Origin of the sequence: Caldanaerobius polysaccharolyticus DSM 13641, assembly GCF_000427425.1 — a bacterium.
Lineage (GTDB): Bacteria > Bacillota > Thermoanaerobacteria > Thermoanaerobacterales > Caldanaerobiaceae > Caldanaerobius > Caldanaerobius polysaccharolyticus.
Genome location: NZ_KE386493.1, coordinates 85,027 through 100,224, shown reverse-complemented (window position 1 = coordinate 100,224; position 15,198 = coordinate 85,027). Strand labels below are relative to the sequence as shown.

16 protein-coding genes and 1 tRNA gene are annotated in these 15,198 nt (G+C 40.8%); 1 reads left to right on the top strand and 16 read right to left on the bottom strand.

What is annotated here, in order from left to right; translation table 11 throughout:
- The 5 genes from CALPO_RS0100485 to ilvE form a co-directional block, all read right to left on the bottom strand.
- Positions 1-2,277, bottom strand: a complete 2,277-nt coding sequence (locus tag CALPO_RS0100485) for a DNA internalization-related competence protein ComEC/Rec2 (protein WP_026485589.1) — start codon at positions 2,275-2,277, stop codon at positions 1-3.
- 22 nt (positions 2,278-2,299) lie between these two features.
- Positions 2,300-2,473 (bottom strand): Spo0E family sporulation regulatory protein-aspartic acid phosphatase, encoded by a 174-nt coding sequence (locus CALPO_RS14325; RefSeq protein ID WP_084295090.1) that lies wholly within the window; start codon positions 2,471-2,473, stop codon positions 2,300-2,302.
- Positions 2,474-2,571: 98 nt separating this feature from the next.
- Positions 2,572-2,817 carry a hypothetical protein gene (locus tag CALPO_RS0100475; RefSeq protein ID WP_026485588.1) on the bottom strand — a complete coding sequence of 82 codons (246 nt, stop codon included), beginning with the start codon at positions 2,815-2,817 and terminating at the stop codon, positions 2,572-2,574.
- A gap of 63 nt (positions 2,818-2,880) precedes the next feature.
- On the bottom strand, positions 2,881-3,210 hold the full coding sequence (locus CALPO_RS0100470) for a hypothetical protein (RefSeq protein WP_156940105.1): 330 nt from the start codon (positions 3,208-3,210) through the stop codon (positions 2,881-2,883).
- A 146-nt stretch (positions 3,211-3,356) separates the two neighbouring features.
- Positions 3,357-4,229 carry a branched-chain-amino-acid transaminase gene (gene ilvE / locus CALPO_RS0100465; RefSeq protein ID WP_026485586.1) on the bottom strand — a complete coding sequence of 291 codons (873 nt, stop codon included), beginning with the start codon at positions 4,227-4,229 and terminating at the stop codon, positions 3,357-3,359.
- A gap of 139 nt (positions 4,230-4,368) precedes the next feature.
- Here ilvE and CALPO_RS0100460 point away from each other — a divergent pair, with 139 nt between their 5' ends.
- Positions 4,369-5,319: an L-lactate dehydrogenase gene (locus CALPO_RS0100460; RefSeq protein WP_026485585.1), complete on the top strand. Its 951-nt coding sequence runs from the start codon at positions 4,369-4,371 to the stop codon at positions 5,317-5,319.
- Here the strand turns inward: CALPO_RS0100460 and ptsP are convergent.
- The 11 genes from ptsP to CALPO_RS0100405 form a co-directional block, all read right to left on the bottom strand.
- On the bottom strand, positions 5,314-6,990 hold the full coding sequence (ptsP, locus tag CALPO_RS12810; protein WP_051585741.1) for a phosphoenolpyruvate--protein phosphotransferase: 1,677 nt from the start codon (positions 6,988-6,990) through the stop codon (positions 5,314-5,316). The two genes, CALPO_RS0100460 and ptsP, sit on opposite strands and share 6 nt — an antisense overlap.
- Before the next feature lie 14 nt (positions 6,991-7,004).
- The gene (locus tag CALPO_RS0100450; protein WP_035171803.1) at positions 7,005-7,949 is read right to left on the bottom strand and encodes an RluA family pseudouridine synthase; all 945 of its coding nucleotides are present in this window, start codon (positions 7,947-7,949) and stop codon (positions 7,005-7,007) included.
- Positions 7,946-8,389, bottom strand: a complete 444-nt coding sequence (gene lspA / locus CALPO_RS0100445; RefSeq protein ID WP_026485583.1) for a signal peptidase II — start codon at positions 8,387-8,389, stop codon at positions 7,946-7,948. Before lspA ends, CALPO_RS0100450 begins: the two co-directional genes overlap by 4 nt.
- Before the next feature lie 69 nt (positions 8,390-8,458).
- Positions 8,459-9,280: a ComEC/Rec2 family competence protein gene (locus CALPO_RS12805; protein ID WP_407638198.1), complete on the bottom strand. Its 822-nt coding sequence runs from the start codon at positions 9,278-9,280 to the stop codon at positions 8,459-8,461.
- Between the two features lie 161 nt (positions 9,281-9,441).
- Positions 9,442-9,514 (bottom strand) — tRNA-Arg (locus CALPO_RS0100435).
- Between the two features lie 121 nt (positions 9,515-9,635).
- The gene (locus tag CALPO_RS0100430) at positions 9,636-10,964 is read right to left on the bottom strand and encodes a GH1 family beta-glucosidase (protein ID WP_026485582.1); all 1,329 of its coding nucleotides are present in this window, start codon (positions 10,962-10,964) and stop codon (positions 9,636-9,638) included.
- A gap of 124 nt (positions 10,965-11,088) precedes the next feature.
- Positions 11,089-11,985: an extracellular solute-binding protein gene (locus CALPO_RS12800; RefSeq protein WP_281172705.1), complete on the bottom strand. Its 897-nt coding sequence runs from the start codon at positions 11,983-11,985 to the stop codon at positions 11,089-11,091.
- A gap of 140 nt (positions 11,986-12,125) precedes the next feature.
- Positions 12,126-13,205, bottom strand: a complete 1,080-nt coding sequence (locus tag CALPO_RS0100420; RefSeq protein ID WP_026485581.1) for a uroporphyrinogen decarboxylase family protein — start codon at positions 13,203-13,205, stop codon at positions 12,126-12,128.
- Positions 13,206-13,290: 85 nt separating this feature from the next.
- Complete coding sequence (locus CALPO_RS0100415; protein WP_026485580.1) at positions 13,291-13,932, bottom strand: DUF2225 domain-containing protein; 642 nt, start codon at positions 13,930-13,932, stop codon at positions 13,291-13,293.
- Between the two features lie 139 nt (positions 13,933-14,071).
- Entirely contained in the window at positions 14,072-14,437 is a 366-nt protein-coding gene (locus CALPO_RS0100410; RefSeq protein WP_026485579.1) for an ArsR/SmtB family transcription factor, read from the bottom strand.
- 31 nt (positions 14,438-14,468) lie between these two features.
- Positions 14,469-15,158 (bottom strand): hypothetical protein, encoded by a 690-nt coding sequence (locus tag CALPO_RS0100405; RefSeq protein WP_026485578.1) that lies wholly within the window; start codon positions 15,156-15,158, stop codon positions 14,469-14,471.
- Positions 15,159-15,198 lie beyond the last annotated feature (40 nt).

The window sequence follows — 15,198 nt, the reverse complement described above, 5'->3', positions numbered from 1 at the left end:
TCACTTTAAAAATGGCCTAATATAATACCGCTCGCCATCGGTCTTTACAGTGATTGCTCCGTTTAAATCCGTCCTCAACACACGGGTATTTCGCAGCCTCTGCAACACGTCCTTTGAAGGATGTCCGTAAATGTTTTCGCCTACCGAAATCACAGAAACTGCAGGATTTACCGCATTTACAAATTCCTGACAAGTAGCCGTAGCGCTCCCATGGTGCGATACTTTTAAGACGTCCGCCCTTAAATCCATTCCTCTCGATAAAAGGTCTTTTTCCGCATCAACCCCCATATCCCCTGTAAACAGAATCGCCGCCTTTTTATAAATCAGCTTTATCGCCAGAGAATTGTCATTATCGCCTTCAAACGGCAAACCTTTCGGTGGGTTTAACACCTCTATTTTAACTCCATCGATGTACACCTTATCCCCTCTGTACAAAGGCTGTAAAGTAACGCCTTTTGCCTTTAATAACTTAAAAAAAGATTTTGAAAGAGGATCATCGTATAATGCTGAAACAAAAACATTTCTAACAGGTATACTGTCCACCACTGAAATAAGTCCACCCATGTGATCCGAGTCAGGGTGCGTAGCGACGACCACATCTACTTTACGTATACCGCTCATCAAAAGATAAGGCACCACAATATCCTTGCCCGCATCAAAACCCGAATTTACATCAAGCCTGCCACCATCTACGAGCACGGTGTGCTTGTGTGGTGTGACGATTAACGCGCTATCCCCTTGTCCTACGTCAATAAATGTGACTGTAAGCGGCCCTGGCAAAAAATGTTGCAACATCAATAAAACCGTTGCCACCCCTGCCCCGGCCAGAGCGTACTTTTTATCGAATATTATCATATCAGCAAATATCAATAAAAACAAGTAGTATAAGACTATCAAGATAAACCCAGGAAAGGGCACCGTAATGGAGGCAAAAGGCAAACGGGATAGAAGATCCGTAACTCCTAATATGTAAGATATTATGCCTGTAAGGGGCATAACCAACGTATCAGAAAAAAACGGTATAAAGCCCGTAATTATCAGCAAAAAACCCAAAGGCGTTAAAAGCGCTGTAGATGGAACCACTGCGATATTAGCTACTATAGATATGAGGGATATCTTGTGAAAGTAGTATATGACAAAAGGAATTATACCCAGTTGAGCAGAAATGGTAATAGCCACCAGAGAGCCCACTGCTTCCGGTACCGGCAACCATTGCACGCACCGTCGAACCGGCGGATAAAGCAGTATCAAAGACGCCGTGGCTACAAAGGAAAGCTGAAAACTCACATCAAAAAGGTTCAAGGGATTGAACAGAAGCAATACAATAGCAGAAGCCGCCAGTGAATTCAGGGGATCTCCTTTTCTGTCAAAAAAACAGCTGGACAGGTATATCCATGCCATTATCACAGCTCTCAGTATAGGTGGTGAAAAGCCCACAATAAACACGTAAAAAGCCAGTATAAACATGACCACGGTGTTTTTAACGTATATGTTGCGCAACGGTTTCATTAACAAAAGCATTGCGCCAACTATAACACCTACGTTCAAACCCGATATGGCCATTATATGAATAACCCCTGTATCAGAAAAGTCAGCTATAATATCATCTTCGTCAAACCTGTAACCAAGTAACATACTGGAAAGCAAATCGGAATATGGGTTATCCAAATTCCTGTGGATTGCACGGCTTGCAATTTCCTTTGCCTTAAATGCCAGCCCTAAAACCCCCATATCCCTTTTGCCTACTACCCTGCATTGCTCAGCACTGGCTGTTCCCAGCGCATAAACTCCCCTTTTGCGCAAATAAAAGCTGTAATCAAAGCCGTATGGGTTGGTCCTTGCCGGAGGAAGCTTTATCTTCGCATTAACCAACATCACATCTCCGTATTCCAAGTGCGGTAAATCCCGCTTGCCGTATACACTTATCCTTATGCGTTGCTTGGTATTTAAATTGTAGGGCACAAAATCAAAGGACACCCGTTGATTATCGTATACGGGTTGCGATATCACATACCCTTCTATACTCGCCGTCTTCCCTTCCATGGCCACGTAATCAGAATTAACAGAAAAAGCCCTTGCACCTACATAAGCGCCCAAAGCCAGTACAACAGCTAGCATGATGTGGCGATGGCTATAGAGAGAGTACAAAAAGATCAATATAAATATACAGATCAAAAAGGCAATAGGATAAGGCAAATATCTGCTTATAGCAATACCCGCACATAAAAGCAGAGAAGGAATAAGGAGAGGTCGGGAATACAGCAAATCACAGTCCAAAGCTTCCTCCTTCACCCCATTACTAGTTATACTGTTTTTCGCTGTAATACTTATAATACGCTACGACTAATACGTCTAATCTCTGACTTAGCTGCAATAACCTTTTTGTATGCTCTTTGCATTTAGGTGTGGACAAGTATCTATCCAGCTCTTCTCTTAATTTCGAAATTTCTCTTTTAAGCTGTAATTCATCCATCGAGATAACTCCTTCATAGCTTCTAATTTTTGTATTGATATATAAATATCAAACTAATTATAACTAATTATAAATAATAGCAATATTACCTATTAATTTCAATAAATAATTTTGTCATATAATGTCGCTTCTGATAATTTTTTATAAATATATGCTATATCTTTAGCAATGCTTTCCCTCACTGGATCTGCAGTCTCTTTCACTAATTCCCCTACATTGCCGTCATTCTTGAGCAATTCTCTGTAATTTTCCAACAAATATCTATCCTCTTTTATAACTTCATTAACCTTATCCAGTACTGCATGTATCTCCTTTATAACCACTTCGTCTCCAGGTGCAACCATATTGATCCCCCTCTTTTGTTATATAATAAAAAATTCTACATAAAACATATTTTTCCTTCTTACCTATAATATGCCACCATTATCTCTTATATGTCTTTTTACCAATAATTCATCTCGTTCGTCACATGTCACCATAAGCTTTATACTGGAATCGCTTACTTCCCCGTACATGCCCGAGACCAGTTGCTCCATCGGATCTGATACCGCAAAAACCTCCACGTCTACGCTGTTTTTAAATGCGGATTTTAAGACCAATTGAGATACGCTTCCCCACGAGTTCGATTCAAAATCGATGATATCTATGTGAACCATATCAAATCCTGCCCTCTTAAGTGCACCCATAGCCCGCTGGGCGTTAAAAACCGAGTTAAAATAAGACACCAACGTTTTCATAAAGTAGGTTCCTCCTCTAAGAGAAAACGTTAAACTTGCTGTTGCATATATTATAACATACACAGGCCAAAAAATAAATATGTATTTTTTGAAAATTAAAAAAAGAGCACATTTTCTGTCTTTGTATGTGCTCTTTTCAAAGGCTATCAATCGTATACTCTTGTACCCTTTTTATCAACTATTTCAGCAAAGGCCTTTAAAATCTGCTTCGTAATGGGACCAGGCTTGCCGTCTCCTATGACCCTTCCATCTATCTCCACCACAGGTATGGCTTCCGCTGCCGTACCTGTCAAGAAGCACTCGTCGGCGTTATACAGGTTGTACAGCGTGAATTCCCTTTCTTCTACTTTTATTCCTTGCTGCTCAGCTATTTCTATAACCGTCTTTCGAGTTATACCTCCCAATGCCGCTATAGTCACCGGAGGGGTTATCAACACGCCATCTTTCACTATAAAGATGTTATCCCCTGTGCATTCCGCTACATAACCTCTATCGTTTAAAAGTATGGCCTCAGCGTAACCGCACATATTAGCTTCCAATTTCGCCAGTATGTTGTTGAGATAATTGAGGGATTTTATCTGAGGGTCCAGTGCAGCAGGTGAATTTCTCCTCATATAAGTGGTCATCGCTTTCATGCCTTTTTCATAAAGTTCTTTGGAGTAAAGCTGTATAGAATCAGCTATTATAACAATAGTAGGTTTAGGACACTTGCGGGGGTCCAATCCCAGATCCCCTTCACCCCTTGACACCACCAACCTTATGTACGCGTCGTAAAGGTTGTTGCGCCTCACGGTCTCCACCACTGCCGCTTTCATCTCTTCTTTGCTCAAAGGTATGTTCAACATTATGGCCTTTGCGCCATAATACAATCTATCAATATGCTCATCCAGCCTGAAAATCACGCCATTGTAAGCCCTAATGCCCTCAAAAACTCCATCGCCATAAAGATAACCGTGATCAAAAACCGATACTTTAGCATCCTGTTTCTCCACAAATTCGCCGTTTAAATATACCTTCAATTATCTCCCCTCCAAAATATAAAAAATATTAATTAAATTTTATCATAACAGATGTACACACCCCTGTCAAGAAGATGATGGAATCGGCGGTTCGTTGTGGTATACTATAAGTAAAACTAAATTCAAAAGGAGTGAAAAAATGGAAGCAATAGTATCGCACAAAATAGCTATAGTAGGAACTGGATTTGTGGGTTCAACCACAGCCTTTGCCCTGGCACTAAGTGGGATCGCCCCTGAAATAGCCCTCATAGATGTAAATGCTAAAAAGGCGGAAGGAGAGGCAATGGACATAAATCACGGCATGGCGTTTATACCGCCTGCAGAGGTATACAACGGCGACTATTCGGCATGCAGTGGAGCAGAAATTATCATAATAACAGCAGGGGCAAATCAAAAACCAGGAGAGACTAGATTAGATCTGGTCAAGAAAAACACGGCCATATTTAAAGAAATGGTACCGCAGTTGGTGAAATACAACGATAAAGCCATTTACCTCATCGTCACCAACCCTGTAGACATATTGACTTATGTGACATTAAAGGTTTCAGGTCTACCTTCAAACCAGGTCATAGGATCAGGTACCGTCCTGGACAGCTCCAGGTTTAGATTCCTTTTGGGAAAGCTATGCGGCATAGACCCACGAAACGTCCACGCATACATAGTCGGAGAACACGGGGATACCGAAGTGGCTGCGTGGAGTCTTACCAACGTGGCAGGATCTCCTTTTACTGAATACTGCAATTTATGCGCCAAAGGTTGTGACCGCAAAGAGAAAGAGGCAATTGTTGACGAGGTAAGAAACGCAGCGTATAAGATCATTGAGCGCAAAACCGCTACCTACTATGCCGTAGCCCTTGCCGTAAGGAGGATTGTGGAGTGCATCCTTAGAGACGAAAATTCTATCCTCACCGTTTCAAGCCTCATAAAAGGCCAGTACGGTATAGATGATATATGCCTTAGCTTGCCCTCTGTAGTGGGAAACACAGGCATCAAAAGGGTACTGGAAATGCCTCTAAAAGACGACGAGATAGCATTACTAAATAAATCCGCTATGACCTTAAAAGAGATAGCCTCGACCCTGGAATTATAACCCACCGTCAACCTCACCTTGGTGAAAGCCATCGGGGATGTTTTTCCCCTCCAGGGTTATTTCTCTTATATACTTTTTTACCTCAGGTATACTGGCAGGACTCATGCTGTATACCCTGATTCCCTGTTTTAAAAGCACAGGTATGCCTTCTTTAAAAGCAGCCAGCTCACCGCACAAGCTCAATTTCTTGCCGTTTTTTTTCGCAACCTCCTGTACCATACCTATCAACTTGATAACCGATGGGTGGAGCGGAATATAGTAATCAGCCACATTTTCATTGGAACGGTCAACAGCCAGGGTATACTGAGTCAGGTCATTAGTACCTATGCTGAAAAAATCCGCGATACCTATAAAATTTTCTACAGTCAGTGCCGTAGATGGCACTTCTATCATTATACCTATCTTTACATCTTTATCAAAATCTCTTCTCTCTTGAATCAACTCATCCTTTACCTGCTGAAGAATGTCTTTAGATTTTATGACTTCTTTCACATCTGAAACCATGGGAAAAAGTATACTCACAGGCCCATAAGCGCTGGCCCTCAATATAGCCTTTAGCTGGGTTATAAACATGGGGATATTCGCCAGGCTAAACCTCAAACCCCTCATGCCTAAATAAGGATTGCTCTCTTTTTTTAAGCCCAGATAAGGGAAATCTTTGTCACCACCTATGTCAAAAGTCCTTATGACGACAGGCTTACCTTTCATAGCCTTTACCACATAACTGTACGCCTCAAACTGCTCTTCCTCCGAAGGTAACTCAAATCTATTTATATACAGAAATTCAGTCCTGAAAAGCCCTATCCCTTCTGCACCATATTCAATAGCTTTTGTTACCTCCTCCGGAGCACCTATATTGGCGTCAATGGTTACCGATACCCCGTCTCTGGTGATGGCTTTTATGTCTTTTAAGGCCAATATTTCCTTCTTTCTGTCCTCGTACTCTTGCTTTTTCCCCAAGTAATAAGCCTTTGTAGTGTCGTCAGGGTTTAATATAACAGTTGCGTTTTCAGAGTCGATGATCACTTCATCACCTTCACGCACATTTAAAGAAAAATCTTTTAGACCGATAATTGCAGGAATGCCCAATGCCCTAGCCAGTATTGCCGTATGAGATGTAAGACCTCCAGAATCCGTAACTATACCCAGCACTTTTGATTTGTCTAAAAGAGCGGTATCCGAAGGCGTAAGATCATTGGCCACAAGAATGACGTCCTTATCTATAAACTCCAGCTCATTTTTAATCCCCAATATATTGCTTATTATCCTATAACCTACATCTTTAATATCCAGTGAACGGTCTTTAAAATACTCGTCTTCGCTTTTCAAAAGCATCTCTTCGTACTCTTGCAGGACTTCTCTTACCGATTCCACCGCTGATTTACCGCCGTTTATAGCGCGCGTCACTTTCTCTACAAATACTTCGTCTTCTAAAAAATGCATCTGTATGGCTATTATCTTGGAATCTTCTTTTTTTAAATGCCTGGATATCTTTGCGCTCAGCTTTTTTATCTGCCTTTTTGACGTCTTCAATGCCGCTTCAAATTTCTTAAGTTCTGCTTTTACACTCGAAATCTTCTCAGGACGCGCATTTACGTATTTATGAGAATACACATAAACCTTACCAATGGCAATTCCCGGGGAAACACCAATACCTTTGTATACCTTCACTGTATTACCCCCATTTACATATTATGGAATCCACTTGTCCTCCTTAGTTTTTGCAACAGCTGTTCAAAATAAGGCGGCAGCGGAGCTTCAATTTCCATGTACACTTTATTGATAGGATGCACAAAACCCACAAGCTTGGCATGTAATACTTGTCCCTTTAAATTAAACGGCTGTCTCTTTGGTCCATAGACAGCATCGCCCAGCACAGGGTGCTTTATATAAGCAAAGTGCACCCTTATTTGATGAGTCCTCCCTGTTTCAATTCGGGCTTCCACATAAGTATAGTCGCCAAATCGCTCCAGCACAGTAAAGTGCGTTATAGCATTTCTTCCACCCTCTACAACCGCCATCTTTTTCCTATCAATAGGATGCCTCCCTATAGGCGCATCAATGACACCTTTTTCTTCTTTTACGTTTCCCAGCACGATGGCGTTGTATATCTTTTTTATCTCCCTTCTTTTTATCTGTTGAGCCAATTCCACATGGGCCTCATTGCTTTTAGCCACCAGCATAACACCAGAGGTATCTTTATCTAATCTATGCACAATACCAGGTCTTATGATCCCGTTTATACCCGATAAGCTATTGCCACAATGGTAAAGTAGCGCATTGACCACTGTGCCGCTGTAGTTTCCCGGAGCAGGATGTACCACCATTCCCTGGGGTTTATTAATTGCGATAATATGATCATCTTCGTAGAGTATATCCAGCGGTATGGCTTCAGGATCAATTCTCAATTCTTGAGGTTCAGGTATATCGACCATGATTTGATCGCATTTTTTAATCCTATAACTAGGTTTGGTTACAAGGCCATTTACTTTAACGCGGCCTTCATCTATTAATTTTTTTATATAAGAGCGAGATACGCCATCAATTTTTTGAGCTAAAAAATTATCCAGCCTTACACCATCCGCATCAGCTTTTATATCGTATATCCCAGCTATTTCATTCTTAATCATTGATTTTCCTTCCCAAACAGTATCATAGTACATAATAGTATGGCACCGATTACGATAAATGAATCAGCTATATTGAAAATGTAAGACCACACTTTAAAATCCAGAAAATCCACCACGTAGCCTAACCTTATGCGGTCGATAAAATTACCTATAGCCCCGCCCAGTATCATTGCTAAAATCAATCTTATATGCCTGTTTCTTTCAGGCACCGAAATCATCAAGTACATAAGGGCAAAACCCGCCATAATCGTTATGATTATAAAAAACCATAGTTGATTTTGCAGTATTCCAAAAGCCGCTCCGCGGTTTTCCACGTATGTAAGGTGAAAAAAATTTTTAATGAGAGGAAATGTATTAATAGGTTTTAAATACACCTGTGCAAAATACTTCGTCAGCTGATCCAGCACTACAATAGATACCACTATAAGCAGTTCTAACATAAAATGCCCCCACTCATACTACATTTAGCATAATCTTACCACAAAACTAGCATTTGTTCAACACAACAATTATTTCTCAAAAGTGAAAGAAATATCCTTTCCGTCACTAAAGGCTATAATTGTCCCTTTTTCATCTGTTCGATAGATAGCCACACCCTGGCTCCTTAGTCTGTTCAATGTAACCCTAGCAGGGTGCCCATAGTCATTGTACCTGCCTACCGATATAACAGCATACCTAGGGCTTACCGCTTCTAAAAACGCCATAGAAGTAGAATAAGCGCTTCCATGGTGCCCTACTTTCAAGACATCAGCTTTGAGATCGTACCCCAGCTTCAACATCTCCTTTTCTGATATAGCGCCGGCATCTCCTTCAAACAAAAAAGAAGTATCTCCGTATCGTAACTTTATAACAGCGCTGTATTCATTAAGATCATCGTAATGAGAACTATTGGGAGCCAAAATCGTCACCTGCACGCCACTACCCAAGTCCAAGCTGACACCCGCCCTGGCTGTGGTCACTTTAAGTCCTTTTCGCTTAATCGCTACCAGCAATTTTTCATACGAATATGTATTATTGCCCACCTTTGGCATGTAAACCTTGTTTACAGGAAAAGCGTAAATGACATCAGGCATACCTCCTATGTGATCGCTATGAGGGTGGGTGGCTACAAGAACATCAATTTTTTTTACGCCCCTGCTCTTCAAATAGGAGACAACTTTACTCCCTTCTTCCGGTATCCCCGCATCTATAAGCATGTTCTTACCTGATGGTCCCTGAACCAATATGCTGTCACCCTGCCCCACATCTATATAGCTTACCACCAGCTCTTTCTTAGCGAGGACTTCAGGGCTTTGCTCTACAGAAGATGTACAACCAGACAACCCCAACATCAATATCGCTGCCAACAACGCCAACCATTTCTTGATGTGCATGCGTATCATCTCCTTTTCTGCGCACCACGAATATTATACCATAAGTCATGGACGTTGCGCTCTAAGTCTTTATATAAAAAAATCACCTGCCTTCCCTCGGCAAGTGATACTGGATTCAGTGCGCCTGGCAGGAGTTGAACCCGCGGCCTTTTGGTCCGGAGCCAAACGCTCTATCCACTGAGCTACAGGCGCATTATCCACTTTATATAGTAGCATAAACAATTATGAAAATCAATCATAAGCACAAATGGAGTTTGCCAATAGAGAAACCGTCTTCTTATCGAAGACGGTTTCTCTAAGCCGATTAAACAAATCACAGTGAATTATTTGCGATTACATCCTTATACCACAAAGCGCTTTTCTTCCATATCCTCTTTTGAGTCTCATAATCAACGTATATGAGGCCAAATCTCTTGCTGTACCCATGAGCCCATTCAAAATTGTCCATTAAAGACCATACAAAATAACCTTTTAGCTTAACGCCATCCCTTATAGCCTCAGCCGCTTTTTCAAAGTGCATCTTTAAATAATTTAACCTATCGCTGTCGTCAACGCTATTGTTCTCCACCACATCTTTGAATGCCGCACCGTTTTCTGTTATGTAAATGTCTATATCGCCATAGTCTTTCTTTAGTCTCATGAGTAAATCATACAACCCCTGAGGATATACTTCCCAATCCATCTCTGTGTACTGACCATCAGGTCTCAACGACTCAGTGCCAAACTGAGCATCAGGATTGTACTTGACAAAGCTTCTCGTGTAGTAGTTAACGCCCAAGAAATCCATAGGCGAAGATATGATCTTCATATCGCCCACTTGTACGTCAGGTATCTTCGCAAAAGACCCAAAATTCTTCAGCATATCTTCAGGATACTGTCCTTTAAATACCGGATCTAAAAACCATCTGTTAGAATACCCGTCGGCTACTGTAGCCGCCCTGACATCTTCTTCTCTATCACTGGCAGCGTACACCGGAGTAAGATTCAATGTTATACCTATTTTCCCTCCTCTGCCAGCCTGCCTGAAATATTGCACGGCCTTTCCATGAGATAAAAGCACATTATGTGCTACCTGTAATGCAGTAGAAAAATCTTTTATACCAGGCGCATGGACGCCGATTGCATGGCCTAAAAACGATGTACACCACGGCTCATTATGTGTTATCCAGTGTTTAACCCTATCGCCGAACAGCCTAAACATCTCACTGGCGTAGTCGGCAAAATACTCCGCGGTGTCGCGATTGGCCCAACCTCCTTTGTACTGCAGAGCCTGAGGTAGATCCCAATGGTACAATGTGACAAAAGGCTGTATGTTATATTTCAACAATTCGTCTATTAAACCGTTGTAGAAATCAACACCCTTCTGGTTTATCTTGCCTGTTCCTTCGGGTATAACTCGCGGCCAGGATATAGAAAAACGGTAACCTTTGACGCCCATATCTTTTAATATCTGCACATCCTCTTTGTACCTGTGGTAGTGATCACACGCCACATCGCCGTTTTGATTGTTCCATACGTTACCCGGTATATGGGAAAACCTATCCCAAATAGACTCACCCCTGCCATCTTCATTAGCCGCCCCTTCTATCTGGTACGCTGCCGTAGCCGTACCCCATATAAAATCTTCTGGAAATTTAAACATTGTTTTATCCTCCCCTCTTCCAAATATCTAATATTATTATACCACACTATATAATTCAAAGAATATGCATAAACTCGTATCAAGTACGAGTTTATGCATATTCACTATACACGACAATTTTTTATTATTTATTTTTGCTAAAGAAATCGTTTAGTTTCTGCTGCAAAGTTGGCGTAACCTCAGATGCTTTCTTTTTGCCGTTTAACACTAGATTAAGTTCATTATTTACGATAGTCATAATCTGAGAATAATTTGCAATAAGATGATTATAAGATTCCATGCCGTATTTCAAGCCACCTTCTACCACGTTTTTGAGGTCATCCTTATTTATTGTTGGGAAATTGGCATAATAAGCATCCAAAGCATTGGTATTAGCAGGAGGTGTACCACCGCTGAGTTTTATGGATTTCTCCTGCACATCCTTTTGCAGCAGGTACATTATCCATTGGAATGCCTCATCAGGATGCTTGCTGCCTTTTACAATTATCAACGGATCTACGTATGTAACATCCCTTACATTAGGATTGTTGCCAACAGGAATTGCCGCAACCCCCATCTTAAATTTGACACTGCCAGCATTGGACAGTATCCATCCGCCCTGGGCTTCCATGGCAACTTTACCTGTCAGAAAAACATCGCTTCCACTCGCCAGGGCCTGTGAGGTTGCCGGTGAAGGCATCACCTTGTCTTTCCATATCAAGTCTGCAACTTTTTGGATGGCGTTAGTAACATCAGGAGAGGCAAAAAAGTTCTGAGACGGTTTACCCCCATTTGTCCACGTGTCATCCGAGTAGACTTTTGCTCCAAAATATATAGGGTTCATATCATTGCTACCCCACGCCCAGTTTAAACCGTATTGAGCTTTTGACGGATCCTTTGAATGAATCGTAAGTTTTTTAGCGTAATCGACCATTTTGTCAAAGGTCCAGCTTTTATCCTCATAACTGGATGGCGGATAGGGCAATCCCGCTTTGTCAAATAAGTCTTTATTATAAGCCAAAACTGAAACGTAAGCGTAAATTGGAATGCCATATTATTTTCCGTCAATGTTGTAAGAGTCCATTTCTTTCTGGGGTATACCAACAGATACAGGGTCAAAATTGTACTTTTTCATTAATGGCGTCAGATCTGTTACCATGCCTTTGCCTTAACACCTCTCCATCAAAATGCACCAGAGTCCACAAATGTCCATCCGTATTCATAACCGGTTTCGTACATCGCCACAATATTCTCTGGAGGGCTTACAGATTGGATATTGTGGCACGGTGCGATAATATAGCCTCCACCAGCTCCAAGTATGCGTATGTTATCTATAACTTCATTTTTCACTTCTTCAACCGAACCAAACGCCAGCGTGTATTGATTATCTACACCACCGTGGAATATCAATTTATCGCCAAAATCACGCTTTAAACCCTCTCGATCCATACCATTGCACCTCCATTGTACAGGGTTTAATATGTCTATACCTATATCTATTAAATCCGGCACGATCTTTCGTATCGCCCCATCGTTGTGGTGGAATGCATATACTCCTGCCTCATGGGCTAGATCGATCATTCGCTTCATGCGCGGCAATAAAAACCGTCTGATCTGGTCTGGAGAATACATGAGATCGATTTCCGCTCCCATATCTTCAGCAATATATGAAAACGTAATCTTACCAGGTATTTGTTCATATATTCTTAAAGTATTTTCATAGCAAAAATCGAATAATTTATCCAGGCAGTATTCTACTATATCAGGATATAATATTAAATCTATAAAAGCCTGCTCCTGACCTCGAAGATTTTTATATATGAGAAATGGCTCAGAACCGCCACCCTGTACCGGATATTCCTCTTTTCCTTTTATTTGAGATGGAATGACGCTATAATCAAACCAATCCACCGTTGGCCATACATAATTTTTCTCTATCTCTTCTACCGTCTCGTACTGAGCGAGGGGATGATAAACACATTCAGCATAAACTCCCCCACTATACTCAACGTTCCTGTAACGACAACCGTACATATCAGTATCTTTTTCTAGTTTTGGACCAATATACGCTGGGCCCACTGCAACAGGTTTGTCGATATGTAGTTTTTTATAAAGTTCTTCCTGACTGCTGCAATTTAAATATTTCATCAGTTTTTCATTGGCTTCGGCAGTAGCCCAATAATCCATGGGCAGTCTATCAGGTTTCTGCCTTTTCAATACCGCTTCCCATCTCTCCCTCGGAGTCATAGTTTCTTTCGGCAATGCTATTATCCCCCTTTAAAATATCAGGATATTCCATTTTATTTTACCACATGAGCGTATGTCGCGCACACAAAAATATGGCCTTTCAGCCATTTCTACAAGCCTGCCAGCCTTCGCGGGCCATATTTACTATAAAGCTATTTCCGGCCTTTGCAGGATTATTTACCACAATACTATACCATTTAACGGCTTCGCTTTTATTCTCCAATCTCCTACATAGATCCCCAATCAGATATGCTACCTTTATTTGATTTACATTGTCCTGTTCATATGCCATGGTATAGTACTTTACAGCATAATCAAGAAATTTACGTTCATTGTTCTTATCTTCCATAATCCTGTATATCCACGCTATCCTGTGCAAAATGCTAGCCTTAACGTACGCCGGGTCTTTTTTTAGGTCAGATACGTACAACGCCAGCTTATAAGCGTTCAAGGCTTTCTTAAGCGAACGCTCTCCGCCAAAATCCTTTTTAACCCATTTTTTTTGCACTTGATTGCTCACGATTTCTCTTTGTACCGGAGACAATTTAGCAAACTGCTTATCCAATGCCGCATAACCGCAATCAGGACATACATTTACATCGTACAAAAACGGGTACATCCCGCTATAGCGCTCCAGAAAATCAGTATCGCGAAACTCCATGGTAAGATGACTCATAGCCACTTTCTTTGTTATAAATTTAGATTTGCATAAAGGGCATTCTATCTCTTTATCGTACAACATACGCGTTTACCTCTCCCATTAACAGATAACTAGACAATTGCATTTTAGCTATACATTTTAATAATACTTTTTTGAATATACGATGTCAAGCGGACTTCTGTATTTCAACGCTTTTGCGGAATTCAATACTACATCCAAATTAACTCTCTTTTATATGGCTAAACCCTTGATCAAATATTCTCTTTACATGCTCGTCGTCAAGGGAATAATAGACAACCTTACCCTCTTTTCTATACTTTACAAGCCTGGATTGCTTCAACACCCGCAGTTGATGAGATACAGCCGACTGACTTACACCCAGTAGTGCCGCTAAGTCGCACACGCACATTTCAGACTCAAACAATGCGTACAGTATTTTTATCCTCGTGGTATCGCCAAAGACCTTAAAAAGCTCTGCAAGATCGTACAAAACTTCATCCTGAGGCATGTGTTCTCTAATCTTTTCTACTACATTTTCATGAATTATGGTGCAGCTACAGCTTTCCACTTCACTTTTATTGTACATACACCCTTCACCTCTTATATATTGTACAGGATTATATAAAATAATCCCTGCATTTGTAACCCCAATAACTAGCTAAAAAAGATACCGCTATCAGAATAATACCCAATATCCCCGGGACAAACACAAAAAGCTTCGCAACAGCCACAGTAGCATTTATTTCCTTTGCCGTGTCCAAAATCACCCTGTCATAGTTTTGTAAAGCGTATACTAAAAATCTAGTCCAGGTAGAGCCTACCATAATACCCACAGGTACAAAGGTTAAAGATACCCGAAAAGCATACTTAGATCTCTTTTTAATACCTTTAAGGCTTATATAAGCAGGTATTATAAACATAAGAGGCAATAAAAAGCCAAAATATTGAGGAGATAGAGCAAAAAATAGCATAGACATAATCAAAAAAGCTCGCACATAATTATTGAGTTTCGCTCCTTCTCCTTTAAAATCATAAGACGCCGCTTTTAGATACCTGATGTAATATTCTATGCTTTTTACCATATCTCTTCCATAGTCTTTTTTACACATCTTCAACAATTTATCGCCTCTGCTGACAAGAAATTTGTACACATCCTCCATCTGTTCTGGAATTTCTATTTTCTCGTATAATTTTTCTATTTCATCAATCCTGCGATATAATCTTTTTACAACAACCCCGTCAGGAAAAGCAGATATTTTTTGCTTTAATTTATGAACGACTTCTGATAAATTTCTCTTATCAATCAAAGCAATTCCTCCATTTTATAAAAATAAAATTACAATATCC